Here is a 25,203-nt window from a genome sequence, read left to right as displayed (position 1 = left end):
ATAAAAAATATTGAAATTACAAATGATATTAGGGATGGCTTATGAATATCAATTTACGGCCAATTAAACTGGTTTTGGCAATTGCCCTCAGTAGCACTAGCTTACTTGCTACTTTCACTTTGGTTGCGGCACAGTCTTCTGTATCAACCCCTACTAAAACTTCACAAGTAACTTCAACTCAACCATCAACTAAGGAACCCATTCGTGTTGATTTGCCTGAAGTACCGCCAGGCCCTGCTCCTGGAGGTCGCCGCTTTGGTGGAGCGAGACGAGGTAGCTGTCCGGATGTTAAACCTCCTTTAACTGCCCTAGTACCCTTAACTGAGCAACCAGCCTCGGTGACAAATGTCTGGGGATTGACAACTGAAGAACGCCCGAAGTTATGGTTTTATCTACCCTATACCAAGAGCGCTGGCTATCCGGTTGAGTTTGTATTGCTGGATGATGAGTCAAAAGATCCGGTCTACAATACGGCGATCGCTCTACCAGAAAAAGCAGGTGTGATCGGTGTTCCTATCCCACAGAGTGTTCCACCACTACAAGTGGGCAAACGCTATCGCTGGTTTTTCAACGTCTACTGCGATCCCCAAAAGCAATCAGCCCCCATTTATGTTGAAGGAGTCATTTTGCGAAAAGACCTCAACCAGAGTGTAGCTAAGCAGCTACAAACAGCGCAGCCCCTACAGCAAGTTGCTATTTATGCCAACAATGCTTTTTGGTACGATGCGCTAACCACACTGGCAGAAATGCGGCAGAAAAATCCGCAAAATCGCACACTTGAGACAGAGTGGACAGATTTGTTAGCAGCGGTTGGCTTGGATGACTTGGCAACTCAGCCTTTGATTATCCAATAATGACTACTAATGACTACAAATCTTCTTGGCTTGTAGTAAGTACTTAAGTACTTACTATGAACCATGCTGTTCTTCTATACTAAGAATAATAATGGCTCGTAAAATAACGTGAGTTCGACGGATAGGAAGGGGCAAAAAGCTTGCTATGTAAGAATTGCTCAACTGGGATTCACGGCAGCGATCGCGCACAGTGGCGCAGACGAGCACGACGATTAATTGAGAAGAGGTAAAAAGTGACAAAAAAATGCCGAAACTAAAAATATCTAAGAAAAATCAAGGTTTCGGCTATGTCTACTATTGTATCTCGCCTCGACATCACACAAATTTTCTGCGATGTAGATGATTTTTGCTCCTCATGGGAAAACCTTTGGCAGCAAATACCACAATTACCATCAACTACGTAAACGTGCGCTTAAGCGAGTCGGTCTATGACCATCTCAAAAATATTTGTCAAATCGAACCAGATCGTCATCGTAGTCCATTTAACTTTTTGGTGAATTTAATGGCTGGTGAGCGCGGCTTATACCTATTTGCCCAAAAAACCTGCCATTGACATTTTATCCAAAAGATTTGCCTACTCTACCTCCTGCCATTTTTTAGTCCCGTCGAACTCACGTTAAAATAATACTTCCTCGGTCTTGGCTCCAATTTTTAATAATTATCTTGCTAGTGGTCTGTCCCATTAATTTTGTTGGGTAGCACTAGATCGTGATTAAATAGCAATGTGGGTGCGTCTGTACCCACAAGCTGACAGGCGATCGCGTGCATAGGCCAATCCTCGGGCGCAAAAAGGAGCGTGCCCTCGCGTTGCGCCTGGGGGCGCAACGCCCACCAGTCCTTGGGTTGAGCCAAAATATATTTGATAGGGCACCGACATTTTATTTTCACCGAGATCCCATAAGGAAAAAGGGTGTATGAACAAGAAGTATGAAATTAATCTCAGCATCTCGCAGAGGCAAGAATTACTGGATCTAGTCACAAAGGGTTCAGCAAAAGCCAGAGAAATTCGTCGCGCACATACATAATTAATGGCAGCAGATGGCAAGAAGGATGAGACAATAGTACAAGCGTTACATGTGTCTGTGGCCACAGTGGAGCGAACTCGTAAACAGTTCGTTTGTGAAAATTTAAAAGAAACATTAAAAGAGAAAAAGCGTCCAGGTAAGCCAAGAAAGTTAACTAATTTTGCGGAAGCATACTTAATAGCAACAACTTGTAGTGATGCACCTGCTGGGAGTACACGTTGGACTTTAAGAATGTTAGCAGACCAGCTTGTGAGTTTAGAAATAGTGGTTGAATCTGAATTGTCTGTACTCCTCCGTCAATGTCTTCAACGAAGAATTCCTAATATTGAAACTTTACAAAAAGAGGTTTCAACTTGGCAAGGCGATCGCAATATTAATCAAGTTTGTGTAGATTGGCGTTTTCGTACAGAAGATGCAAGAGTTAAGCTTTCAAAGATTTATCCAACCCAACAAAATTAATGGGACAGACCACTAGTTATGAATCAGGTTTTTACTAAAACATCGGTAAAGCAAATTTCATTGAAACGGGCGATCGCGCAATTTCACTTACGAAACTGTCGGGTCATCACCAGTTTTCATTTCCCGTAAAATCTTTTCAATGCGTTCTACTTTCTGAGGTCTATTTTGCTCTTTAAAAATATTTAAAGCTTTTTCCAAGGATGCGATCGCTTCATTTCGCTTGCCTTGTATCCAAAGCGCCTGAGCTAAATTTGTGAGTGCATCACCATAGTTAGGATTGATTGCTAGTGCTTTATTATACTCTACAATGGCTTCTTCCCATCGCTCTTGATCTGCAAAAACAATCCCAATGGCATTGTGTGCAAGTGCGTATTTAGAATCTATGCGAATCGCTTCTTGATATGCTTTGATTGCATCTTCTTTTTTATCCTGACGAAACAGGACATTCCCTAACTGGTAGTGTCCAAAGGCATCCTTTGGGTACTTCTTGATTAGCTTACGTAAATTTTCTTCTGCACCAGTCAAATCACCCTGGCTGAATAGGGTATTTGCAGTTTGCACAAGTTGCGATCGCTCTTGCGATTGACTGTCAGAACCAGAGAACTGCGCTAGCGTGTGTTGTCTAGTCACAGCAGAACTTCCTATCTCTGCAACAACCAATTGAGACGTATTCGTGATAGTTAAGATACCTAACGTCAAGCAACTAACAGTTTTAAAAAAAGCTGGCTTGAGAGTATTCTTTGGTTTCATCGCGTAATAATTTTTCTATGATTCAGGTTTTATATCTACTCAGAAAATATGTTAACAATTTTCAAAAATAAAAATATACTTCACGTTCCTAACAAACAAAATCTAGGGCGCGTCACGCATTATTAACGCACCCTAGCTAAATCTAAACTACAGTCGGATTAAGCACCTTCCCGCAGCTTATCGAGTACACTTCTATCCTCTAATGTAGAAGTATCACCAGATACTTCTTGTCCGGCTGCAAGATTACGCAACAACCGCCGCATAATCTTACCCGATCGCGTTTTGGGTAAAGCATCAGTAAAGCGAATTTCACCGGGACGGGCGATCGCACCAATTTCGCTCATCACATGCTGCTTCAGTTCCTTACTCAGTTCTTCAGTAGGATTATTACCGCCTTCTAAAGTCACAAAAGCAACTATATCTTCCCCCTTCACCTCATCTGGCTTACCAACCACAGCTGCTTCAGCTACGGCAGGGTGAGAAACTAAAGCTGATTCAATTTCCATCGTACCCAGGCGATGTCCGGCAACATTAATGACATCATCTACGCGGCCCATTACCCAGAAATAGCCATCTTCATCTCGTCTAGCACCATCGCCTGCAAAGTAGACATACTGTCCATCTTTGGGGGGGATGTGTTCCCAGTAGGTGCGGCGGAAGCGTTGCGGATCGTTGTATATTGTTCGCATCATCCCTGGCCAGGGATGGCGAACTATTAAATAACCACCTTCGTTATCACCAACGGCATTACCTTCCAAGTCCACCACATCTGCAAGAATTCCAGGGAAGGGGCGAGTCGCAGAACCTGGTTTGGTAGGAATTGCTCCTGGTAGCGGTGTAATCATGATCCCGCCGGTTTCCGTTTGCCACCATGTATCGACAATTGGACAGCGTTCACCACCAATTACTCTGTAATACCACATCCAAGCTTCGGGGTTAATTGGTTCGCCTACGGTTCCTAGCAAACGCAGAGAAGAGAGATTTCGTGCCTTGGGATGGTGTTCGCCCATTTTGATGAAAGCCCGAATTGCCGTCGGTGCGGTATAAAAAATCGTCACACCATACTTTTCAATTACATCCCAAAAACAACCAGGATTGGAAGCACGGGGCGCTCCTTCATACATAATCGTGGTTGCACCGTTGGACAAGGGGCCGTAAACAATGTAGCTATGTCCAGTAATCCAACCTACGTCCGCAGTACACAAATATACATCTGTATCTTGGATGTCAAAAATCCATTTGGTGGTCATGTGGGTATATAAGTTATAGCCAGCCGTTGTATGGACGACACCTTTTGGTTTGCCGGTGCTGCCGGAAGTGTAGAGAATAAACAGCATATCTTCGCTGTCCATCGGTTCGGCGGGACAATCTGCGGAAACACCCTTTTGCAGATCGTGCCACCAGTGATCGCGTCCGGGTTCCATATGAATCTTTTGCCCAGTACGCTGTACTACCAGCACGTTTTCCAAAGTAGGAACAGCGTCATCGGCTAAAGCTTTATCTACCTGTTCTTTGAGAGGAACGATCGCATCTTTGCGCCAACCACCATCAGCGGTAATAACTAATTTTGCTTGGGCATCAATCAGCCGATCCCGTAAAGCTTCCGCACTGAAACCACCAAACACAACGCTGTGGGGTGCGCCAATTCTGGCACAGGCAAGCATAGCAATAGCAGCTTCGGGAATCATCGGCATATAAATACCAACGCGATCGCCCTTTTTCACTCCCAGTTGTTTCAGAACATTAGCGAATTGACAAACTTCCCGATGTAACTGTGCATAGGTCAGAGTGCGCGAATCTCCCGGTTCGCCTTCCCAAATAATCGCAGCTTTGTTTTTACGCCAGGTGGTGAGGTGTCTGTCAAGACAGTTGTAGGATATATTGATCTTGCCGTTGACGAACCACTTCACAAAGGGGGGTTGCCAGTCTAATACTTTGTCCCATTTTTGGAACCAATGCAACTCTTGTTCTGCTAATTCCGCCCAGAATTGTTCGGGATTGGCTTTAGCTTTTTCGTAAAGGTGCTGGTACTGTTCCAAACTTTTGATATGGGCATTTTGAGAGAAATTAGCGGATGGGGAAAATAGGCGTTTTTCTTGCAGGATTGATTCTATTGTTGGCTGAGACATGATCGCTTCAATATTGTTGTTACTGGAAACTATTCTGTACGCAGGTTTACCAGAAGTGTTTAGATTCACTCTAGTTCTTCATTATTTCGCTGACCAGTTCTCAAATTGTTTTTGCTCTTAAAAAATTAATAGTGATTTTTATACTTATGAATGCCAAGTAGTGATTAAGGGCGATCGCTTAAACAGGGTTTGGAGCGATCGCCTTAAAATCACCCCTTCATTTTGTTGGCATTTTCCCAACTCCGGATGATGGCAACTGCATCTTCACCTCTGAAAACCTGCCTATCACCGTTGCTCCAAATCACGAGTAGTATAAGTGTTTTCTGGTGATATATATGCACGAGTTGCCGAACATGGGTGAGATTTATCCATCCGCGTGTTTGGGTTTTGCAACTAATTACGGATGGGGCATTGACTACGACGAGGTTCATGGCTTTGGGTAATTTTTTTGAGAAAACTGTTTCTGAAGATATTGTGTAAAATTACACTAATTAATAGCAAAATTGTGTAAGAAATGCAATAATGTTGTGTAAGAAAAAAGTGATAGGATCTGGTGTAAGAATTATGCAAACTACACTCAATGGGGAAGAAGAAACACGGTAGATACGAGGAGCCAAAAGAGAGAGTCAATATATCTCTGACTCTGACAGCGATCGCACGCTTGGATCTAAAAGCATCTCAAGCTGGAGTAAGCAGGTCAGAACTGATAGAGATGATGGCTCGACAGGAGAACTTGCACATTTCAGATCCAGAGAGACAATTATTGGGAAAATGATCCGCCAGCTGATCGATGAATATCGCGATCAACTGACAGCTAAAAAGAACGAAATACAGCGCCTAGAGTCTAAAATCCAGGAATTAGAAGCGCTTGAAACAGAGTTAGAAAAAAACACAGAAGAAAATTTATAACGCCGTCCTACCTGCGGGTGGGACAGCTTTATGTATGTGTCGGGGAAGTTGCTTAAACCTAACAATGCCGAGATTTTTTGATGCTTCAACCAGGAAAATCCCCGCCAGTTGGATAAGCCAATTTGCCAGTTACCGGATTTTCAGTTGCCAGAGTGAGCGATCGCAAACGTTAAAATAAGCCCTAACTATGGCTGAATTTTTGGTTTACTCAGAGAATTTTCGAGCTGTTTTTTCAGAAAAATCCATCACAAAAATTCAGTATAAAGGCTCATTTAAGATTGATTTTTTTTACAAATAAAAAGAGTATCAAAATTTCATGATAAGCTTGATTGTTTATACTTGTTCGCATAATATTTGCTTGTCAACTTTCAACAATTGTGTTGCTGAAAATATTTCAAATTAACAGTTGCACAATCAGGAATCACAATTCACAATAGTAGTGACTGCGAGTTTCAGGGAAGCATTAACCAAAACATCTTACGTAGTATTTGGTTTCCAATGAGACAAGTAAACTTTGTAATAATTTTTATCTTCTGTTTAGCTTTTGCTTTATTTGCGATACAGAACACCGAACCAAGCACAATTCATGTCATTCCTGGGGTGCAGGTGCAAGCACCGATTTCTGTGGAACTACTGTTAGCGATCGGCTTAGGTGCGGTTTTTGCTTGGTTATTTGGTATCTGGACGCACTGGCAGCGACTGCTACTGTCTAGTCAAAAAGTCCGCCAAAGCAACGGCCGGATTCAGGAACTAGAGAGCAGGATAGAACAGTATCAAGTAGAAATTCAATCGTTAAAACTGGCCCTACCACCAGCAGGTGATACTTCAAATTCAAATAAACAAGCACAAGCAATTGCTGAGTGACGGGAATGGATAATGGAGAATGGGGAATGGAAAAGAAAACCATCTATTCCCAATTCCCCATTTCCAATTCCCAATTCACAATTCCCTAGAATTTTTTGATGGATGCATCTGAGTTACTGGCAACAATTGAAAATCTTATACATCAGGCTGAAGAGGGGAAAATAGACCCTTGGGATGTCCAAGTGATAGAGGTGATAGACCGTTACATAGAATTAATGGCACCGGAGGCAACAAGAAAAGGTTATGAAGCCGACTTGTCTCAGTCCGGGCAGGCAATTCTCTCAGCATCAATGCTAGTGTTATTCAAGGCGAACACTCTGATGCAATTGCAATCTGCTGCGGATGAACAAGAGGCTTTAGTAGATGAGGTGCTGTCGGAAGAAACTGAAGACGGAGTACTTTATCAGGCTCATAGATTGCAATTCGAGCGGCATTTGCGTCGCCGTCCGGCGGCAATGCCTCCACCAAAGCGTCGCGTGACTCTGCAAGAACTAATCGATCAATTGCAGGTCATGGCAGAACAGCTGAAACTGGTAGAAAAAGTCAACAAGCCGCCCCGTTCCCGGCGTCAGCCAAGCTTGCAAACAATGCGAGCAGCATTAGAATTAGCTCACCAGGAAAACCTCACAGAAGTAGCAGGAGAATTAGAGCAAGTTTTGTACCGTTGGGCAGCTGAACTTTGTTTGGAACAAAATTGCTTGGATTTGGAACAACTAGTACAGTTGTGGACGCAAACAAAGCAAACGGAACATGATGAATCAGCTCACAATTCCCCAAATAGCCACTTAGTAAGCGTTTTCTGGGCACTACTATTGCTCTCGGCTCAATCCAAGGTAGAGCTATTTCAAGACGAGTTTTACCACGATATCAAAATTCGGTTACTCACAAATACAGAAAGTATTAGCAAAAATTTGGAACAGTCGATGAACTGAGTGTATTTAACCTATAAATACAATTGATTATTAGAATAAATATTTCAGCTTACTCCAAAATCTGAGTAAATTGAAAAGATGAGGGATAGTTTGTATGTTCCTGTAGACGCCCATAAGGCGACTTCTCACAGAGTAGCGTTTCTTTTAGAAATGCCAGCCCTTCCAAGGAATGGGGTAGGCATTTAGATACGCTAAGCCAACACATGTCATCTTGCTATGCCTATGGTTATACCATGTCTGACAACTACCGTGTTACGTGGTTTTATGGATGACTTGGAGCAAAAATAAACCGATGATTAAGTATCACTCACTGAAAGTTAACTGGCTTGTGGTTGAGGAATAAATATTTATGAAGGCGATGATTCTGGCAGCGGGTAAGGGAACTCGGGTGCGTCCGATTACGTACACTATGCCCAAACCGATGATGCCCATCCTGCAAAAGCCAGTGATGGAATTTTTACTAGAACTGTTACGCCAACATGGGTTTGACCAGATTATGGTCAATGTCAGCCATTTGGCTGAGGAAATTGAAAGCTATTTCCGTGATGGTCAGCGATTTGGCGTACAAATTGCTTATTCTTTTGAAGGACGAATTGTTGAGGGTACGCTGGTAGGTGAAGCCCTTGGTTCTGCTGGCGGGATGAAGAAAATCCAGGATTTTTACCCGTTTTTTGACGATACTTTTGTGGTTTTGTGCGGAGATGCTTTGATTGACCTAGATTTGACAGCAGCAGTTAAGTGGCATAAATCCAAGGGTTCAATTGCTACTATCATCATGAAATCTGTTCCCAAGGAAGAGGTTTCTAGTTATGGTGTGGTTGTCACCGATAACGATGGCCGCGTGAAAGCTTTCCAAGAAAAACCCAAGGTAGATGAAGCCCTTAGCACAAACATTAACACGGGTATCTACATCTTTGAACCAGAGGTGTTGAACTACATCCCCTCTGGTACAGAGTATGATATTGGCAGCCAACTATTCCCCAAACTAGTAGAATTGGGTGCACCTTTCTACGCAATCCCGATGGATTTTGAATGGGTGGATATTGGTAAAGTCCCTGACTACTGGCGGGCAATTCGCGGTGTGCTGTTAGGAGAGATCAAAAACGTACAAATCCCTGGTCATCAAGTCGCCCCTGGTATCTACACTGGCTTAAACGTGGCGGTAAATTGGGACAAAGTTGATATCACAGGGCCAGTGTACATTGGTGCCATGACCAAAATCGAAGACGGTGCAAAGATAGTCGGTCCAACAATGATCGGCCCAAACTGCTGGATATGCAGTGGGGCGACGGTAGAAAACAGCGTAATTTTTGAATGGTCGCGCTTGGGGCCGGGAGTGCGGCTAGTCGATAAGTTAGTGTTTGGACGTTACTGCGTAGATAAGACTGGGGCAACAATAGACGTCCAAGCTGCGGCGTTAGATTGGCTAATTACCGATGCTCGTCAAACACCGCCATCCCAAACCCCAGCTGAACGGCAAGCGATCGCAGAATTGTTGGGGACAAACGCCAGTTAATTGTTGATTGTTGGTTGTTGGTTGTTGGTTGGTTATTCCAAACCACAAACAACAAACAACCACCAACTACTAACTATTCAGATACGTATATCTTCTTAAACTCTGTTCGTAAGTTTGCAGCAGTCGCTGGGATTCTGCAAGAGTAATGCGATTTTCTTCTAAAGCTTGTTCGCAACGCTGGCGGATGTTTTCCACCATATCTTCAGAGTCGTACTGTACATATCCTACTACTTCAGTCATGGTATCACCCTTGACAACATGTTGAATTTGGTAGCCTTTGGGTGTCAATTGGATATGGACGGCGTTAGTGTCACCGAAGAGGTTATGTAAATTTCCCATGATTTCTTGGTACGCTCCATTGAGGAACATTCCCAAATAGTAAGGTTCTCCTGGGTTGAAGGGGTGGAGCTCTAAGACAGACTTCACATCCCGCAGATCGATAAAGCGATCGATTTTGCCGTCACTATCGCAGGTAAGGTCTGCCAAAATACCCCGCCGCGTTGGTTCTTCACCCAAGCGATGGATCGGCATAATCGGGAATAATTGGTCAATCGCCCAGCAATCTGGTGCTGATTGAAACACAGATAAATTGACGTAGTAGATTGAAGCCATGATTTTTTCTAGGTCTTCCATTTCATCTGGTACGTATTCTTGCTGTCTGGTTATGTTCAATATTTTTTGACAACAAGCCCAGTAAAGCCGTTCTGCCTTGGCGCGTTCGGTAATGCTCAATATTCCCAAGTTGAAGCGGCTAATGGCTTCTTCTTTAAATTGGGTGGCGTCGTGGTAGAACTCTTGGTAATTTTCTTCGTTGATTGACTGGTAGGTTTCCCACAGGTAGGTGATAATGTGGGATTCCCCATCTTTTGGAGGTTCAGGTAGTTCGGTTAAGACTTCACTGATACTGAGAACATCAAAAATTAGTACCGATTGGTGAGAGGCGATCGCCCTTCCGCTTTCACTAATCAGTGTTGGTACAGGTATATTTCGCTCAGCACAAGTATCTTTTAGCTCTGCCACAATATCATTGGCGTAGTTCTGCATGTTGTAGTTTTTCGAGGCATAGAAATTAGTTTGCGAGCCGTCGTAATCTACACCCAAACCACCGCCAACATCGAGATATTTCATATTTGCCCCCAGTGCTGCCAACTCTACATAAATACGGCTGGCTTCCTGGATGGCATCTTTAATCACATTAATGGCAGAAATTTGCGACCCAACATGGAAATGCAAAAGTTGGAGAGAATCTAACAGATTAGCAGCACGTAACTTGTCAACTGCTTGGATAATTTCTGGAATGGTCAGACCAAACTTAGCGCGATCGCCGCTAGAGGTTCCCCAGCGTCCCATGCCTTGGGTACTCAGTTTAGCTCTCACGCCAACAATTGGCTGAATGCCCAACTGTTGACTAGCTTCGATGACTAAATCAACTTCTTCAATCTGTTCTAAGACAATTATCGGCGTCTGCCCCAGTCTTTGGGCTAGCATCGCTGTTTCGATGTATTCCTTGTCTTTGTAACCATTACAGATTAACAACGCTCCTGGTGTATCCAGCGTTGCCAGGGCAATCATTAATTCCGGCTTAGAACCAGCTTCTAAGCCAAATTGATGCGGTTTGCCAAAGCGTACCAAGTCTTCAACTAAATGTCGCTGCTGGTTGCACTTAACGGGAAATACACCACGGTAAACTCCAGGATAGTTGTAGCGAGCGATCGCTTTGGCAAAACAAGCGTTCAAGCGCTCGATCCGGTCTTCTAAAATATCGGAAAACCTAATCAATAGAGGCAGTCCGAGATTACGCTGTTTAAGAGCATTGACCAATTCATACAAATCGAGAGAACCGCCGCGATCGCCCTTGGGAGAAACAGTAATGTGACCAGCTGCGTTAATTGAAAAATAGGGTTGTCCCCAACCTTCAATCCGGTACAACGCTTCGCTATCTTCTATTTTCCAAACATATGTGCCCTCTGGTGTGCTGGCAGGTGGCAGCAGTTTCTTTTGTTTGTGATTCTTCAATTCAGCTTTTTTACTATTATGGGAGGGCGGTTTAACTACCTCATCTGATGTAGCAGTTGACTCAAGACGCATTTTCCTGACCTTTGTGTTTCACCCATGAACAATCTAACTTATTCATCTTTGCAGACACATGTACCCTGAGATAATTTCTAAGATATTCTGTGATTGGTCATTAATCCTGAGTCAATGGTCAATAGTCAATAGTAAAAACACTATCGGCTCGAACTTGAGACTATAAGACTACAGAAAACTTGGATTCTTGGCTATGGACTGTTGACTCTGGACTCTTGACTAATAACAAATTCATTCAGTTTGAGGAGATAGCAGCTTTGGAACGCACATTTCTTGCAATTAAGCCTGACGGCGTACAGCGCGGACTAGTTGGTGAAATTGTCCGTCGCTTTGAAACAAAAGGCTTTACCCTGGTGGGCTTAAAGTTCATGAAAGTTACCCGGGAATTAGCTGAAGCGCACTACGACGTTCACAAAGAAAGACCGTTTTTTGCAGGGTTGGTTGATTTTATTACTTCTGGCCCTGTGGTAGCGATGGTTTGGGAAGGTGAAGGCGTCGTTGCTGCTGCTAGAAAAATGATTGGTGCAACTAACCCTTTGACGGCAGAACCTGGGACAATTCGGGGTGACTTTGGTGTAAATATTGGTCGCAATATTATCCACGGTTCCGATGCTATCGAGACAGCACAGCGTGAAATTGCTCTATGGTTTAAGGAAGAAGAATTGGTGAGTTGGCAACCGCAGTTGATGCCTTGGTTGCACGAGTAATTTAGGGATCGGGGATTGGGGATTGAGTATTGGGTATTGGAAATTAGGATTTAACCATTATCTTTGCCCCTTGCCCAATGCCCGATGCCCATTGCCCGATGCCCGATGCCCCTTGCCCGATGCCCTAGTCCCTAGTCCCCAGTCCCTCTACATTAATTTCCGTCTTTTCTGTTTCCGGTTCTGGTGTTAATTCTGTTAGGGTACGCTTGGAGAATCCCCAGGTTAAAATCAGAGCGATCGCAGTAATCATTAACCATTCTGGCGGTACAAAAGCATCATTGACCACTTTCAACAGTAGGCGCAAACCCACTAACGACACAGTGATATAGCCTGCGTCTTCTAGGTTCTCAAATTCATCTAACCAACGGATAAACAAACCCGCCATAAAACGCAGAGTCACGATCCCAATAGTTGTACCAGTGAGTACCAACCAAGTTTCTTGAGAAACAGCGATCGCAGTGGTAACGCTATCCAAAGAAAAAGCCAAATCTGTCAGGGCAATAACTGGTATTACTTGCCACAAAGAGCTAAAACGGGGGCCGTGGTGATGATGTCCGTCGGTTTCTTCTTCTTCTGAGGTGAAATGTTGGAATACTAGCCACAGGAGGTAAGCTGCACCTAGCAACTCAAATTGCCAGAACTGTTGCACCCAGGTAGCACTAAGTAGTAATGTAATTCTGAGGACATAGGCAACGACTAGACCCAGGTTAAGTGCCTGACGTTCAAGTTTTTTATCTTCCAATCCTTGGGCGATCGCAGCGAGAGCGATCGCATTGTCAGCAGATAGCACTGCCTCTAGAAAGATCAGGATCAGCAGGACTATAGACGCTTCAATGCTGAGATGAAGGTGAAGGTAATCAAAAATTTGGTCTAGCATTCCGAGTTTCTCAAGCAGTGAAAATTAAAAATTACCAGCAAAAGAGTAATTAATATAAAAAGCGCAATAAATTGCTACCTTCATCAAGCTTAACGTGTGCCTGGTGAATTCTGAACAGAAGATATAGTTGTGAAATTGCGATTTTCGTGGTGTGAAATCCGATTGACTGCTAGTCATTCACAGTAATATCCACATGGTGACGGCTATAAATTGTGATTTAATATGCTAATTTATCAGGAGTGAATTATGAAGAAGTTCTTCGCACTTGCCGCACTGTCGCTGTTGGGTATTACTAATGCACCTAGCTTTGCAGGACATAGTTCTCAACAAATTACTCAAAATGTCAACTGTCAAGCTCCCCAAACTACACAAGAGATGTTAATTTGCGGCGATCGCGCCTATAAGGCGGCTGATAAGAAACTTAATCAAGTTTATCAAGCGTTACAGCCAAAATTAAACGCAAATCAAAAGAAAAGATTGACTAACGCACAGCTAGCCTGGATAAAGTTTCGAGATGCGGCTTGTGCTTTTGAGGGCGGTATCTATGCAGGGGGTTCATTAGAATCACCCACCAGAATTAATTGCTTAGCTCGCATCACCGAGCAACGCACAAAAGATTTAAATTTGTTATTGCAACAGTTGAATCAGCGGTAAAAGATATTAGGCAGGGCGATCGCACACGTTCGTAGTAATCGATGAGCGCGATTTCAAGACTTTGGTGTATTGCACTCAACCAAGAAGCACTATATATGCTGTGTGTGGGAATTTTGCAAAGTTACCTTAGTAGTGATTGTCCTAAAATTGACATACTCACCGACCTGAAGGTGCGGTGATTCTTGACACTTCATTGACTGATGCTACCGAGGTAGTCTGACTCTGTCTCTGTGTCCATTTAGAGTCGTGGCGATGACCCATCCCGACTTTGTTTATATTTTTAGCCGCATTTTCGTCTCTGTCGTGTTCTGTACCACAATTTAAACACAGCACCGACCGAACACAGAGATTAACCTTGCCCCACCGATACCCACAACAAGAACAAGTTTGGCTTGTTGGTTCCCACCTGCTAATTACTCTGAACTCCCGGTTTAGCCTTTCAGATTTAGTCTCACACAATACCCGAAACTCTCTCCAGCCTTGGAGACGAATCGCTCTAGCAAGCTTGCGGTTTTTTACCATCCCTGACACATTTAAATCTTCCAAAACGATAGCTTGGTTTTCGCTAACGACTTTGGTAGATAATTTGTGCAAGAAATCTTTGCGGGTATCTGCAATTTTGTTATGCAGCTTTGCAATTCTAATTCGAGTTCTATTTCTACGTTTTGAGACTTTCGGTTGACGGGCTAATTTCTTCTGAAGTTTACGGATTTTTCTGTCTAAGGCTGAGTACTTAGGACTTTCAACCTTAGATCCATCTGACATCACTGCAAAGGTTTTAATACCTAAATCAATACCGATACTTTGGTTTTTGGCATCGAATTGAATACGCTCAACTTCCACTACAAAACTAAGGAAATAGCGGTTTGCACAGTCCTTAATTACCGTGACTGAAGTAGGTGTAGAAGGTAGTTTCCTAGACCAAATCGGCTTAACATTGCCAATTTTTGCAAGATACACCTCATTGCCTTTGATTGAGAACCCACCAATTCTAAACCTTGCAGACTGCTGGCTTGTCTTCTTCTTGAATTTCGGACTGCCAACTTTTTTACCCTTACGCTTACCTTTAACAGAATCAAAAAAGTTTTGATAGGCAACTCCTAAGTCAGCAACAGACTGTTGCAACGGGATGTTAGAAACCTCAGACAACCATACTCGTTCTTCAGTTTTTTTAGCTTGGGTAATCACCAACTTTTGCAAGTCGTTGGTACTTGGTAGTTTTTCAGATTTTTTGCAAATAGCCAATGCATCATTCCAAACTACGCGAACACAACCAAACAACTGAGCTAAAAGCTGTTGCTGTTGGTCTGTCGGGTAGAAACGGAATTTATATCTGGCTTTCATTACAACTGTTATAATTGGTCTGTTGTCAACAGACATGTGAATGACTAATATTTTAGGACTATCGCAATTAAATTTCGCATAGGCGCTTATTGTGGTGGGTTGGTTTCTCCCTCTTGTTGCAACAATCGTAACTGTTCAGCAGACAACCCTGTTACCATAACTATTTGCTCTAAAGGCATACCAGTTTGAAGCAGATTCCTTGCTACTTGTAGTAATGCTTCCGCCTTGCCTTCTGCCTTACCTTTCTCTAAAATGTCCTGGTAAATTACTGACTCTCGCATAATTTCTGCCCTTAAGATTTGCCTAATTACTTCCTTCTTCAATACTAAACCAGCTAAAATCGCTGCGGATGCAGCAATATTACTTTGAATTCGAGACTCTGTTATTTCCTCAATTGTCGTTGCCACTTGGTTTAGTACACTAACCGGATCTGTAGTGCGACTTAATACAGCAAAAGGCAGCAGTCTAGGTGTTCTCAAAAATACATCTGTTGACTGCTCCCATAGGCGAATTACCTCAAATTCATGATGAGTCCCTGGAATGCTGAATGTATTCTGTTGTACTAGTTCAGAATTATTCTGTCTCAAATAAATTACCACTTGACGCATTCGCTTGTGAGGAAAGCGGCGATAGACTCGCAGCCGATAATCAATCATCCGAAAGGGAATATCAGCATTGGCTTGCGTCTGAAATTCTAGATGCAGAACCGTTTGATCTGACTGTAGTAGAATCAGTGCATCTGCACGAATTGGTTCCAGAGAGAGTTCTGAAGGACTGAGTTCCGTTAAGGTAATAGGTTCTCCCAACAGCCAACTGGCAAAGTCTGTAGAGAAGTTTTCGGCGAGAAATTTGCAGATGTTGTCAAACATCTGGGAATTATACCAAACAGCCTTTATTAAGTTGAAATAGTTACCAGGTCAAGCCTGGTAACGAGAGAACCAGAGACTGAGAGTGGTGTTACTGCTGATCCAAACGCAGCACCGCCATAAACGCTTCCTGCGGTACATCCACCGTACCCACGGCTTTCATTCGCTTCTTACCCTTAGCCTGCTTCTGCAACAGTTTCTTCTTCCGGCTAATGTCACCACCGTAACACTTAGCAAGCACGTCTTTCCGCAAGGCGGGGATGTGTTCGCTGGCGATAATCTTGCTGCCAATAGCCGCTTGAATTGGTACTTTGAATTGATGGCGAGGAATCAATTCTTTTAGCTTCTCAGCCATCGATCGCCCAACACCATAAGCTTTATCACGGTGAACAATCATAGCTAACGAGTCAACCGGCTCACCATTAATCATGATATCCAACTTCACCAAGGGATTTTCGCGGTAGCCGATCAGGTGATATTCCATACTGGCATAACCGCGCGATCGCGATTTCATTTGGTCAAAAAAGTCGGTGACAACTTCTGCCAAAGGTAACTCGTAAGTGAGTGTAGTGCGTCCTTGGGTGAGATATTTCATGTCTTTAAACACACCACGTCGGTTTTGCGACAACTCCATCAAAGTGCCGACGTAGGTTTCCGGTGTAATCATCTCTACCTGGACATAAGGTTCTTCAATTTTTTCCCGGTCATTGGGAGAGGGCAAATGGCTGGGGTTGTCGATATCCAGTACCTCGCCCTTGGTAGTTGTTACCCGGTAAACTACTGAGGGGGCTGTAATAATTAAATCCAGGTTATACTCTCGTTCGAGCCGCTCTTGCACAATTTCCATGTGCAGCAAGCCAAGGAAACCACAACGGAAGCCAAACCCCATTGCACTAGAGGTTTCTGGTTCGTAGTGCAGCGCCGCATCGTTGAGTTTCAGCTTTTCCAACGCTTCTCGCAAGTCTTCAAATTGGTCAGCATCGATGGGAAACATGCCACAAAATACCATCGGGTTAGCTTCTTTGTAACCAGGCAAGGGTGAAGCTGCTTTGGCGTTGGTGAGGGTGACGGTATCTCCTACCCGTGCATCGGCTACAGCTTTAATCGCCGCTGCTAGATAACCCACTTCTCCAGCGTGCAAGTCCTCAACTGGCTTTTGGGTGGGGGAAAGTACGCCTAACTCGTCAATTTCGTATTCCTTCCCAGACGCCATCAGATGGATGCGGTCGCCCTTCTTCAGTTTCCCATCCATCACGCGGAAATACACAATTACTCCCCGATAGCTGTCATAATAGCTATCAAATATCAGCGCTCTTAGGGGTTCATTGATTGTATTTCGTGGCGGCGGCACGCGCTCCACAATCGCTTCTAAAATCTCATCAATACCAATTCCTTCTTTGGCAGAAGCAAGAATTGCACCGCTACAATCTAGACCAATAATTTCTTCAATTTCCTGAATTACCCTGTCTGGCTCTGCCCCTGGTAAGTCAATTTTATTCAAAACTGGAATGATTTCTAGATTATGCTCCAGTGCTAAATAGACATTAGCCAAGGTCTGCGCCTCTACACCTTGGGAAGCATCTACGACTAAAAGAGCACCTTCACAAGCGGCAAGACTGCGAGATACTTCATACGAAAAATCTACATGTCCTGGAGTATCAATTAAGTTAAGTACATAATGCTGATCATCTTTTGCTTTGTAATTCATTCGGGCTGCTTGCAGCTTAATGGTAATGCCGCGCTCCCGTTCTAGGTCCATGTTGTCGAGAAACTGTTCCTTCATTTGCCGCTCATCCACCGTGCCGGTGACTTGCAGCAATCGGTCAGCAAGGGTAGATTTCCCGTGGTCTATGTGAGCAATAATACAGAAATTACGAATACGATCTGCGGGAACGTCAGTCATAATACTTTTTTGCTTAGCAGCAACCAAGGTTAAAACAGAAATATACTTAACGTATTTTAATGCTTTCTTAGCTAAGACGCTGCTTTTGAGAAAGGGAAAGGGGAAAAGGGACAGGGGGAAGGGGAGATGGAGAGATGGGGACAAATAACTACTAACTACTAACCACTAACCACTAACTACTAACAAATGACCAGTGACAAATGACCATTGACCATTGACTCTTGACCCTTGACCTTTGACAAATATATAAAGGTCTATCTATAGCCTCTATTATTGACCAACTTGGAGCGTACAATAAACATCTAGAAGTGCAAAATGCAGACAACAGAACTAGAAGTGCAACCCGCAATTGCCTGAAGTTGAAAAAAGCTGTTTACAAAGCCTTTGACAAACAGACTCAGAGTATATCAACTATGAATATGAAAGACAAAGCTACCGATGCGGAACAAAGACTGTCCGAAAAGGTAGAAATTGCAATCCGTCTGGACTCCGAGTTATTAGAGCAAATTCGCCATTTGACCAATGACCCTAGTAAAGTGATAGAGGTGGCGATTCGCCAGTGGCTGCGAGGTGAGGTTCCCAGAGATGATGAACTAACGCGTAACCCCAGGCGCACACCAATACCACCGCGCGGAGAATGGAACGATTAATGTCAAAAAAGTAGCTGTCAGCGGAGGATTGAAAAGTGTAGAATTGCTCCGACCGTATCCAAAAACCGAAAAAACCCCCAATAAAAAATGCTAAAGCTGTAAAAATTTATGCCAAGCTATAAGCAGCTTCAGCCAAAAATGTTTGGGTTGCCACTTGTCTATCCTACTCGAGTCATGAGTATTACTGCTAATTCCGATCTGCCAAATCTTGTGTCTGAGAATATGGAAGCTATTACCAGTAACACTGATGGCTCATGGAAAAATTTGGGAGCTGAGTTGGTGTACACGCAAGATGAGGCTGGGCGGTATCTTTCTTTTTATTGGCAACACTGCCCAAGGTTCGGTTTAGATCCCAAGCAAATAGTTACTGATGCCAAGACCGATGCAGTTTTTACCCCTGTGGACAAAGTTGCTTACTTAGAAAGATTGCAGCGGATACTCACAACTTTGGAACCAGAAAGGTGTCAGTGCTGGTTTAGCTTCCACAAGCATCTGATAGAGTTGGAGTTGACCATTAGTCCAATTTTGCCAACACTGGGTAATCCTGCGATCGCTGTTTTGGCGATCGGAAGGTTACTGCAAGTTAGAGTCAGTGAAACAGCAGTGAACGTAACAGCACAGCCACCCACAGAGTTAGAGTTAGCATTACGTTCGCAGCAAAACCAACAATTGGTAACTCAAATTACCAGAAATATTCGACGTACATTAAATTTAGATATCATTTGGCAACAAACTGTTGACGGTTTAGGAGAACTGCTGCAATTGAAGCGTTCTATTATCTGTCCATACCAACCGTCAAGTAAAAAACTAAAAGTAATTGCAGAGTATCGCCAGCCAGAATTGGGTTCTATGCTGGGATTAGAAGTGGATATCGCTTCTGAACCAGCCTTTGCTCAGGCTTTGGCAACTTTAGAACCGATTTTGGATGAAAATCCCAAACATCCGCTATTTAAGCAAGAGAAAATTTTGGTAGTCGCAACTTGCTATCAAGACCAGCCAAATGGCTTGATTGCTGTGAGTCTGTGCGATAATTGTTATGGCGTGACGGCCGCAGAACTCGAACTGGCTAAAGAAGTAGCGGATCAATTGGGTACAGCGATCGCCCACGCGACTTTGTACAAAGAGCTAGAAGCAGCAAGCCAACAAGCAGAAGAAGCCTCCCGCCTCAAAAGTGAGTTTCTGGCTAACGTCTCCCATGAAATTAGAACGCCACTCAATGGCATGATTGGCTTTTTAAAATTGATTTTGGACGGGATGGCTGACGATCCGGAAGAACAAAGGCAGTTTCTTCTTGAAGCTCACAAATCATCGCTGCATCTACTAGATGTGATCAGTGACATTTTAGACTTTGCCAAAATCGAAGCAGGCAAAATGGAACTGGAACTTGGAGCAGTAAGCTTGGAAGAACTGTTTAGCGATGTAGGTAACTTTATGCGTCTGCAAGCAGAACAAAGAAGGCTCAGTTTTCGGATGCATTTACCTGAAACCTCCGATGAAATTCTCGTCTATGGCGACTATCAACGCCTTAAACAGGTGATGCTGAACTTAGTTGGCAACGCCATCAAATTCACCCATGAAGGTGGTGTCACTGTTAACACTGATGTAGTTCGTAAAAAAGTGGTATTTAAAGACCAGGAATTCCCCGGTATGTTGCGAGTGCGTGTGGCAGATACCGGCATCGGCGTTTCTCTCGACAAACAAGACAAACTATTTCAACTATTCTCGCAAGTCGATGGCTCCCGCACTCGTCAGTATGGCGGTACAGGCTTAGGACTGGTCATATCTCAAAAATTGGTAGAAGCAATGGGTGGAGAAGTGCATTTTTACAGTTTAGGCGAAGGACTTGGTTCCACAGTCACTTTCACCGTACCACTGTATCAACAACCTGTCATGGTTTCCTCAACTGAAGGTAATTCACAAGATTAGTCAACAGTCAAGGGTCAAACTAGTTTTTAATTACTTTGGACTCTTGACTCTTGACTCTTGACTATGAAAGTAGATTTGATCCCTCAGTAGACTAAACTGAGAAAGGTGAAGTCAAAAGTGGTTGTATGACAGTTCCAAACACAGCCCGCGAGTTATTCCAAACCGCTTACGAAAGTCGTTACACTTGGGACAAAAACTTTCCTGGCTATAGTGCGGATGTGCAAGTAATGCAGGGTGCAGAGGTTTACACGGGACACATTCGCATTAACCACGATATGAGCCTAGAAGTTACGGGAGTTACCGATCCACAAGTCGAAGAAGGTATTTATACTCAGTTGCAGGATATAGTCACTCACCGCCAACGCACTCCTTTTGAGGAATCTCATGGCAAGCACGAGTTTGTTTTCGGTGAATCAGACAACACCGATGCGGTGGAAATCTTGGTCAAGGGCGACTCAATGGATTCTAATTATAAAATCCGGGATGGGCAAGTTTGCCAAGTGCGTCGAGTTATGGGTCGCATGAATTTTGTAATTGATACTTACGAAAGTTTGGATACAGGTGAAGGTTATATTCCCACTCGCTACGATGCCACCTTCCACAACGTGCAAACCAACCAAGTTACTAGCATTCTGAAATTTGAAGACACCTATGAAAAAATAGGCAACTATTACATCATGACTAAGCAGGTCGTGCAAGAGGTTATAGATGGAGAAAAAACTACTACTGAGTTCAATTACTCTAATATCAAGTTGATAAAATCAGCAGCTGTTTAGTTATTTAGTCATTTGTCCTTTGTTATTAGTTATGAATACCAAACAAAAAACAAATGATCATCAATGAGCCTTCAACATAGCTGCCCTCTGCTCTCTACCTTCTTGTACTAGGATGTAGTTAACAAACATAGAAGATAAAATTTTCTTCTCAAAAGAGGTCTGAAGCTATGGAACTAACAACTGAAAATGTAGAAACTGTCTTAGATGAAATGCGTCCTTATCTCATGTCTGATGGCGGCAACGTGGAACTCGTAGAACTTGATGGCCCCATTGTCAAGCTGCGGTTGCAAGGAGCCTGCGGAGCTTGCCCAAGTTCCACAATGACCCTGAGAATGGGTATTGAACGTCGCCTCAAAGAAATGATTCCCGAAATTGCAGAAGTTGAGCAAGTAATTTAGGTAATGGGTAATGGGTAATGGGTAGTGGGGAAAGGGGAAAGGGGAACGGGGATAGGGGACAAGGGAGACAAAGAGAACAAGGAGGACAAGGGAGCAGGGGGACGCGGAGAATAACCAATGCCCAATTCCCAATTCCCAATTCCCAATTCCCAATTCCCAATTCCCAATTCCCAATTCCCAATTCCCAATTCCCAATTCCCAATCCCCAATCCCCAATCCCCAAATAAGCCTATGTCTCATCCCCTCTACGTCGCTTTCATCTGGCATCAACATCAGCCGCTGTACAAATCTCGCAGCGGCGTTTCGCTTTCTTTATCTCAGCAGTATCGCTTGCCTTGGGTACGTTTGCACGGTACTAAGGATTATCTGGATCTGGTACTTCTTCTAGAACGGTATCCTAAGTTACACCAAGCCGTGAATTTAGTACCATCGCTGATATTGCAGCTAGAAGATTACATCGCAGGTACTGCCTTTGACCCTTACCTAGAAGTTACTCTCACACCTACAGAACAACTGACTCAAAAACAGCGGGAATTTATTATCCAGCACTTTTTTGATGCTAATCACCACACTCTGATTGACCCCCATCCCCGCTATCGCGAGTTATATAGCCAAAGGCAGGAGCAAGGGCAAACTTGGTGTTTGACAAATTGGCAAGAACAGGATTACAGCGACTTATTAGCTTGGCATAATCTGGCTTGGATTGACCCTTTATTTTGGGATGACCCAGAAATCGATACGTGGTTAAAACAGGGTCGAAATTTTACTTTAAGCGATCGCCAGCGAATTTACTCTAAACAGCGAGACATCCTTGGTCGCATCATCCCGCAACACCGGAAAATGCAAGAACGAGGGCAGATTGAGGTATTAACTTCGCCCTACACTCACCCGATTTTGCCCTTGCTTGCCGATACTAATTCTGGTCGGGTAGCTGTGCCAAATATGACTTTGCCCAAATATCGATTTCAGTGGCCAGAAGATATTCCGCGGCATTTGCATAAAGCTTGGAATTTATATTTAGATAGATTTGGTCAAGAACCGCGTGGTTTATGGCCATCGGAACAGTCAGTAAGTCCAGAGATATTACCGTATATTAGCAAACAAGGATTTAAGTGGATTTGCTCAGACGAAGCCGTCTTGGGATGGACGCTACGCCACTTTTTTCACCGCGATGGGGCGGGTAATGTCCAAGAACCAGAGTTAATGTATCGACCGTACCGCTTGGAAACCCCAGCAGGTGATTTGGCGATTGTTTTCCGCGATCATAGATTATCGGATTTAATTGGTTTCACCTATGGTTCTATGCCGCCAAAACAGGCAGCAGCAGATTTAGTCGGACACCTGCAAGCGATCGCCAGAATGCAAAGAGAACACCACAGCGAACAACCTTGGTTAGTTACCATCGCTTTGGATGGCGAGAATTGCTGGGAATTTTACCCTCAAGATGGCAAACCGTTCTTAGAAGCTTTGTATGCAACCCTAGAGCGAGAACCACACCTAAAACTCGTCACAGTCTCAGAATTTCTCGAACAGTTTCCGCCAAGGGTGACAATTCCCGCCAATCAACTGCACAGCGGTTCCTGGGTTGATGGCAGCTTTACCACCTGGATTGGCGACCCCGCCAAAAATCGCGCTTGGGACTACTTAGCAGAAGCACGGGCGATGCTGGCAAGCCATCCAGAAGCCACAGAAGAAAACAACCCAGCAGTCTGGGAAGCTTTGTATGCAGCAGAGGGTTCTGATTGGTTCTGGTGGTTTGGTGAAGGACATTCCTCGAATCAGGATGCTATTTTTGACCAGTTATTTCGAGAACATCTGTGTGGCATTTACAAAGCTTTGAATGAACCCATACCCCCTTATTTGCGGCAACCTGTAGAATCCCACGCCCCACGAGCAGATCACCGTCCAGAAAGCTTTATTCATCCAGCCATTGATGGTAAGGGAGATGAGCAAGACTGGGATAAAGCCGGACGCATAGAAATCGGCGGCGCACGCGGAACAATGCACAGCAGCAGTGTTATCCAGCGCCTGTGGTATGGAGTCGATCACCTGAATTTTTATTTACGGGTAGATTTCAGATCCGGCGTTCAACCGGGACGGGATTTGCCAGCAGAATTGAATTTGTTGTGGTTCTATCCTGGTATGACAATGCACAACAGCCCTGTTCCTTTGGCGGAAGTGCCAGATGTCGAGCCAGTTAATTACCTATTCCACCATCATTTAGAAATTAATTTGCTGACGCTATCGATTCAGTTTCGAGAAGCGGCGGAGCATTATCAATGGCATCCGCGTGCTAGTCGGGCACAAGTAGCTTTAGACCGTTGTTTAGAGATTGCAGTACCGTGGGCAGATTTGCAAGTTCAACCAGATTATGCTCTACGTCTGATTTTAGTATTTGCGGATGAAGGGCGTTTTTGTAATTATCTGCCGGAGAATGGTTTGATTCCAATAGAAGTACCTTGAGGAAGGTTAGTAGTCAGTAGTTGGTTGATTAGAAGACAAGTAATAGCGGTAAATAGTATATTACCACTACAGTTTCCAAAATCATGTTGATGTTATAGGACTAGTATTTGATTTTTGAAAAGATACGTAGATTTTTTCAATAATCAAACCGGATTCCTATAGACGTATTGAAGGTGAGAATTTATCCAAACAAAGAGCAGGAAGTGTCCTTAGCTCAAAACTTTGGATGCGCTCGTTTTGTTTGGAATTTTTACCTCAATAAAACTAATACTCAATATGAGGAAACGGGTAAGGGCATGACTTATTGCCAGATGGCTTCATACCTTACCCAGTTAAAGAAACTGCCTGATTATGAATGGTTGCAAGAACCAACTGCTGCTGTTCTTCAACAATCACTTAAGAGAAAGTCAAGGTTGGAATTGGAATCGTATTCAACAATTGGTTCTCTAAACTTGAATAGTCGCATTGTTTGATTGCCAATCAATTTCATTGATGAATCTTCAATCTTTAACATGGTTCCTTCTTTTAAACCAACTACGTAAACATCTGGATTTACAACTAAAAATTCTCTGATTCTTATTTCCCTTGTTTCTCCATGATGATTTGGAATAACTGCATCCGTATAGTGAGGATTTATCTGAAAAGGAACTAGATTTAATCCGCTAAAACTTAAAGGTTCAATGATTGGCATATCGTTAGTTGTTTTGATTGTAGGACAAGCAATATTTGAGCCTGCACTCCAGCCAATATAAGGTGTTCCGTTATTTACTCTTTCTTTGATTGTTTCGAGAACTCCGATTTTGTGTAGCCAATGAGCTAGATAAAAAGTGTTTCCACCCCCAATTACTATAGCTTCTGCTTTTTTTATCAATTCATGATGATTTTCGGCTAGATGGATGGCTTCAATGTCATAACCGATATCTTTAAATACTTGGCCAACTTTTTTGGTATATGCATTAAAACTTGCAGTAACACCTGCAAAGGGTATAAACAAAATTTTCTTGACAGATTCTCCTAAAAAATTCTGAATTTCCTGACGGGCATAACACAGATATTCTTCACCAACATTGGTTGAATTGCTGAGCAACAATAATCTTTTTTCCATAGAAGTCT

General features: G+C 43.5%; 26 protein-coding genes and 1 pseudogene. 16 read left to right on the top strand and 11 right to left on the bottom strand.

All coding sequences use genetic code 11. The features are described 5' to 3' along the window. Nucleotides 1-41 precede the first annotated feature (41 nt). Entirely contained in the window at nt 42-854 is an 813-nt protein-coding gene (locus tag FIS9605_RS0114220; protein ID WP_026733184.1) for a DUF928 domain-containing protein, read from the top strand. Nucleotides 855-908: 54 nt separating this feature from the next. Here FIS9605_RS0114220 and FIS9605_RS44060 read toward each other — a convergent pair whose 3' ends face one another. Beyond that, a complete protein-coding gene (locus FIS9605_RS44060) occupies nt 909-1,094 on the bottom strand; it encodes a hypothetical protein (protein WP_197036035.1) in 186 nt (61 codons plus the stop codon). A gap of 178 nt (nt 1,095-1,272) precedes the next feature. On the opposite strand from FIS9605_RS44060, the pseudogene FIS9605_RS42675 reads away from it, so the two are divergent. Next, a pseudogene (locus FIS9605_RS42675) lies at nt 1,273-1,454 on the top strand (IS982 family transposase); the annotation flags it as partial. Between the two features lie 112 nt (nt 1,455-1,566). Here FIS9605_RS42675 and FIS9605_RS0114210 read toward each other — a convergent pair. Further along, complete coding sequence (locus FIS9605_RS0114210; RefSeq protein ID WP_155960419.1) at nt 1,567-1,731, bottom strand: hypothetical protein; 165 nt, start codon at nt 1,729-1,731, stop codon at nt 1,567-1,569. A 151-nt stretch (nt 1,732-1,882) separates the two neighbouring features. Here FIS9605_RS0114210 and FIS9605_RS37060 point away from each other — a divergent pair, with 151 nt between their 5' ends. Next, on the top strand, nt 1,883-2,338 hold the full coding sequence (locus tag FIS9605_RS37060) for a helix-turn-helix domain-containing protein (RefSeq protein WP_051469995.1): 456 nt from the start codon (nt 1,883-1,885) through the stop codon (nt 2,336-2,338). An 87-nt stretch (nt 2,339-2,425) separates the two neighbouring features. Here FIS9605_RS37060 and FIS9605_RS0114200 read toward each other — a convergent pair whose 3' ends face one another. The 3 genes from FIS9605_RS0114200 to FIS9605_RS0114190 form a co-directional block, all read right to left on the bottom strand. After that, on the bottom strand, nt 2,426-3,088 hold the full coding sequence (locus tag FIS9605_RS0114200) for a tetratricopeptide repeat protein (RefSeq protein ID WP_026733182.1): 663 nt from the start codon (nt 3,086-3,088) through the stop codon (nt 2,426-2,428). Nucleotides 3,089-3,246: 158 nt separating this feature from the next. Then, entirely contained in the window at nt 3,247-5,217 is a 1,971-nt protein-coding gene (gene acs / locus FIS9605_RS0114195; protein ID WP_026733181.1) for an acetate--CoA ligase, read from the bottom strand. 209 nt (nt 5,218-5,426) lie between these two features. After that, a complete protein-coding gene (locus FIS9605_RS0114190) occupies nt 5,427-5,648 on the bottom strand; it encodes a hypothetical protein (protein WP_026733180.1) in 222 nt (73 codons plus the stop codon). A gap of 149 nt (nt 5,649-5,797) precedes the next feature. Here FIS9605_RS0114190 and FIS9605_RS0114185 point away from each other — a divergent pair, with 149 nt between their 5' ends. The 5 genes from FIS9605_RS0114185 to FIS9605_RS0114165 all read left to right on the top strand — a co-directional run bounded on the left by FIS9605_RS0114185 (nt 5,798) and on the right by FIS9605_RS0114165 (nt 9,438). Beyond that, nucleotides 5,798-5,992: a ribbon-helix-helix protein, CopG family gene (locus FIS9605_RS0114185; RefSeq protein ID WP_026733179.1), complete on the top strand. Its 195-nt coding sequence runs from the start codon at nt 5,798-5,800 to the stop codon at nt 5,990-5,992. Further along, nucleotides 5,989-6,126, top strand: a complete 138-nt coding sequence (locus tag FIS9605_RS42670) for a hypothetical protein (RefSeq protein ID WP_155960418.1) — start codon at nt 5,989-5,991, stop codon at nt 6,124-6,126. The genes FIS9605_RS0114185 and FIS9605_RS42670 overlap by 4 nt, the downstream gene beginning before the upstream one ends. 498 nt (nt 6,127-6,624) lie before the next feature. Next, on the top strand, nt 6,625-6,990 hold the full coding sequence (locus tag FIS9605_RS0114175; RefSeq protein ID WP_026733178.1) for a LapA family protein: 366 nt from the start codon (nt 6,625-6,627) through the stop codon (nt 6,988-6,990). Between the two features lie 98 nt (nt 6,991-7,088). Beyond that, nucleotides 7,089-7,922, top strand: a complete 834-nt coding sequence (locus tag FIS9605_RS0114170) for a segregation/condensation protein A (RefSeq protein WP_026733177.1) — start codon at nt 7,089-7,091, stop codon at nt 7,920-7,922. Between the two features lie 349 nt (nt 7,923-8,271). Further along, entirely contained in the window at nt 8,272-9,438 is a 1,167-nt protein-coding gene (locus FIS9605_RS0114165) for a sugar phosphate nucleotidyltransferase (protein ID WP_026733176.1), read from the top strand. 69 nt (nt 9,439-9,507) lie between these two features. Here the strand turns inward: FIS9605_RS0114165 and speA are convergent, their stop codons facing one another. Continuing rightward, nucleotides 9,508-11,526: a biosynthetic arginine decarboxylase gene (speA, locus tag FIS9605_RS0114160; protein ID WP_026733175.1), complete on the bottom strand. Its 2,019-nt coding sequence runs from the start codon at nt 11,524-11,526 to the stop codon at nt 9,508-9,510. A gap of 257 nt (nt 11,527-11,783) precedes the next feature. Here speA and ndk point away from each other — a divergent pair, with 257 nt between their 5' ends. After that, on the top strand, nt 11,784-12,233 hold the full coding sequence (gene ndk, locus FIS9605_RS0114155) for a nucleoside-diphosphate kinase (protein ID WP_026733174.1): 450 nt from the start codon (nt 11,784-11,786) through the stop codon (nt 12,231-12,233). A gap of 124 nt (nt 12,234-12,357) precedes the next feature. On the opposite strand, the gene FIS9605_RS0114150 is transcribed toward ndk, so the two are convergent. Continuing rightward, nucleotides 12,358-13,110, bottom strand: a complete 753-nt coding sequence (locus FIS9605_RS0114150; protein ID WP_026733173.1) for a TerC family protein — start codon at nt 13,108-13,110, stop codon at nt 12,358-12,360. A gap of 246 nt (nt 13,111-13,356) precedes the next feature. Between FIS9605_RS0114150 and FIS9605_RS0114145 the strand changes: the two genes are divergently transcribed. After that, a complete protein-coding gene (locus FIS9605_RS0114145) occupies nt 13,357-13,764 on the top strand; it encodes a lysozyme inhibitor LprI family protein (protein WP_026733172.1) in 408 nt (135 codons plus the stop codon). A 156-nt stretch (nt 13,765-13,920) separates the two neighbouring features. On the opposite strand, the gene FIS9605_RS0114140 is transcribed toward FIS9605_RS0114145, so the two are convergent. From FIS9605_RS0114140 to lepA, 3 genes are all read right to left on the bottom strand, one after another. Then, nucleotides 13,921-15,108 carry an RNA-guided endonuclease InsQ/TnpB family protein gene (locus FIS9605_RS0114140; protein ID WP_026733171.1) on the bottom strand — a complete coding sequence of 396 codons (1,188 nt, stop codon included), beginning with the start codon at nt 15,106-15,108 and terminating at the stop codon, nt 13,921-13,923. 86 nt (nt 15,109-15,194) lie between these two features. Continuing rightward, complete coding sequence (locus tag FIS9605_RS0114135; protein WP_026733170.1) at nt 15,195-15,977, bottom strand: Rpn family recombination-promoting nuclease/putative transposase; 783 nt, start codon at nt 15,975-15,977, stop codon at nt 15,195-15,197. An 88-nt stretch (nt 15,978-16,065) separates the two neighbouring features. Continuing rightward, nucleotides 16,066-17,877 (bottom strand): translation elongation factor 4, encoded by a 1,812-nt coding sequence (gene lepA / locus FIS9605_RS0114130; protein ID WP_026733169.1) that lies wholly within the window; start codon nt 17,875-17,877, stop codon nt 16,066-16,068. A 413-nt stretch (nt 17,878-18,290) separates the two neighbouring features. Between lepA and FIS9605_RS0114125 the strand changes: the two genes are divergently transcribed. The 6 genes from FIS9605_RS0114125 to FIS9605_RS40975 all read left to right on the top strand — a co-directional run bounded on the left by FIS9605_RS0114125 (nt 18,291) and on the right by FIS9605_RS40975 (nt 24,563). Then, nucleotides 18,291-18,527 (top strand): hypothetical protein, encoded by a 237-nt coding sequence (locus tag FIS9605_RS0114125; RefSeq protein ID WP_035139802.1) that lies wholly within the window; start codon nt 18,291-18,293, stop codon nt 18,525-18,527. 174 nt (nt 18,528-18,701) lie between these two features. Next, the gene (locus tag FIS9605_RS0114120; RefSeq protein ID WP_026733167.1) at nt 18,702-20,453 is read left to right on the top strand and encodes an ATP-binding protein; all 1,752 of its coding nucleotides are present in this window, start codon (nt 18,702-18,704) and stop codon (nt 20,451-20,453) included. A gap of 125 nt (nt 20,454-20,578) precedes the next feature. Beyond that, entirely contained in the window at nt 20,579-21,229 is a 651-nt protein-coding gene (locus tag FIS9605_RS0114115; RefSeq protein ID WP_026733166.1) for a DUF3386 domain-containing protein, read from the top strand. Nucleotides 21,230-21,396: 167 nt separating this feature from the next. Beyond that, nucleotides 21,397-21,627, top strand: coding sequence for a NifU family protein (locus FIS9605_RS0114110; RefSeq protein ID WP_026733165.1), 231 nt, complete (start codon nt 21,397-21,399; stop codon nt 21,625-21,627). A gap of 231 nt (nt 21,628-21,858) precedes the next feature. After that, nucleotides 21,859-24,090 (top strand): glycoside hydrolase, encoded by a 2,232-nt coding sequence (locus tag FIS9605_RS0114100; RefSeq protein ID WP_026733164.1) that lies wholly within the window; start codon nt 21,859-21,861, stop codon nt 24,088-24,090. 173 nt (nt 24,091-24,263) lie between these two features. Next, entirely contained in the window at nt 24,264-24,563 is a 300-nt protein-coding gene (locus FIS9605_RS40975) for a helix-turn-helix domain-containing protein (RefSeq protein WP_269321036.1), read from the top strand. On the opposite strand, the gene pepE is transcribed toward FIS9605_RS40975, so the two are convergent. After that, nucleotides 24,476-25,195: a dipeptidase PepE gene (pepE, locus tag FIS9605_RS0114095; protein WP_026733163.1), complete on the bottom strand. Its 720-nt coding sequence runs from the start codon at nt 25,193-25,195 to the stop codon at nt 24,476-24,478. The genes FIS9605_RS40975 and pepE overlap by 88 nt on opposite strands. Between the last annotated feature and the right edge of the window lie 8 nt (nt 25,196-25,203).

This window comes from Fischerella sp. PCC 9605 (assembly GCF_000517105.1).
In the GTDB taxonomy this organism is placed as follows: Bacteria; Cyanobacteriota; Cyanobacteriia; order Cyanobacteriales; family Nostocaceae; genus PCC9605.
This window is presented reverse-complemented; position numbering and strand designations above follow the sequence as displayed.

Coding starts and splice junctions, on each gene's coding strand:
- FIS9605_RS0114220 (WP_026733184.1), top strand. CDS start 42: ATGAATATCAATTTACGGCCAATTAAACTGGTTTTGGCAATTGCCCTC.
- FIS9605_RS0114210 (WP_155960419.1), bottom strand. CDS start 1,731: ATGTCGGTGCCCTATCAAATATATTTTGGCTCAACCCAAGGACTGGTG.
- FIS9605_RS37060 (WP_051469995.1), top strand. CDS start 1,883: ATGGCAGCAGATGGCAAGAAGGATGAGACAATAGTACAAGCGTTACAT.
- FIS9605_RS0114200 (WP_026733182.1), bottom strand. CDS start 3,088: ATGAAACCAAAGAATACTCTCAAGCCAGCTTTTTTTAAAACTGTTAGT.
- acs (WP_026733181.1), bottom strand. CDS start 5,217: ATGTCTCAGCCAACAATAGAATCAATCCTGCAAGAAAAACGCCTATTT.
- FIS9605_RS0114190 (WP_026733180.1), bottom strand. CDS start 5,648: ATGAACCTCGTCGTAGTCAATGCCCCATCCGTAATTAGTTGCAAAACC.
- FIS9605_RS0114185 (WP_026733179.1), top strand. CDS start 5,798: ATGGGGAAGAAGAAACACGGTAGATACGAGGAGCCAAAAGAGAGAGTC.
- FIS9605_RS42670 (WP_155960418.1), top strand. CDS start 5,989: ATGATCCGCCAGCTGATCGATGAATATCGCGATCAACTGACAGCTAAA.
- FIS9605_RS0114175 (WP_026733178.1), top strand. CDS start 6,625: ATGAGACAAGTAAACTTTGTAATAATTTTTATCTTCTGTTTAGCTTTT.
- FIS9605_RS0114170 (WP_026733177.1), top strand. CDS start 7,089: ATGGATGCATCTGAGTTACTGGCAACAATTGAAAATCTTATACATCAG.
- FIS9605_RS0114165 (WP_026733176.1), top strand. CDS start 8,272: ATGAAGGCGATGATTCTGGCAGCGGGTAAGGGAACTCGGGTGCGTCCG.
- speA (WP_026733175.1), bottom strand. CDS start 11,526: ATGCGTCTTGAGTCAACTGCTACATCAGATGAGGTAGTTAAACCGCCC.
- FIS9605_RS0114150 (WP_026733173.1), bottom strand. CDS start 13,110: ATGCTAGACCAAATTTTTGATTACCTTCACCTTCATCTCAGCATTGAA.
- FIS9605_RS0114145 (WP_026733172.1), top strand. CDS start 13,357: ATGAAGAAGTTCTTCGCACTTGCCGCACTGTCGCTGTTGGGTATTACT.
- FIS9605_RS0114140 (WP_026733171.1), bottom strand. CDS start 15,108: ATGAAAGCCAGATATAAATTCCGTTTCTACCCGACAGACCAACAGCAA.
- FIS9605_RS0114135 (WP_026733170.1), bottom strand. CDS start 15,977: ATGTTTGACAACATCTGCAAATTTCTCGCCGAAAACTTCTCTACAGAC.
- lepA (WP_026733169.1), bottom strand. CDS start 17,877: ATGACTGACGTTCCCGCAGATCGTATTCGTAATTTCTGTATTATTGCT.
- FIS9605_RS0114125 (WP_035139802.1), top strand. CDS start 18,291: ATGAATATGAAAGACAAAGCTACCGATGCGGAACAAAGACTGTCCGAA.
- FIS9605_RS0114120 (WP_026733167.1), top strand. CDS start 18,702: ATGAGTATTACTGCTAATTCCGATCTGCCAAATCTTGTGTCTGAGAAT.
- FIS9605_RS0114115 (WP_026733166.1), top strand. CDS start 20,579: ATGACAGTTCCAAACACAGCCCGCGAGTTATTCCAAACCGCTTACGAA.
- FIS9605_RS0114110 (WP_026733165.1), top strand. CDS start 21,397: ATGGAACTAACAACTGAAAATGTAGAAACTGTCTTAGATGAAATGCGT.
- FIS9605_RS0114100 (WP_026733164.1), top strand. CDS start 21,859: ATGTCTCATCCCCTCTACGTCGCTTTCATCTGGCATCAACATCAGCCG.
- pepE (WP_026733163.1), bottom strand. CDS start 25,195: ATGGAAAAAAGATTATTGTTGCTCAGCAATTCAACCAATGTTGGTGAA.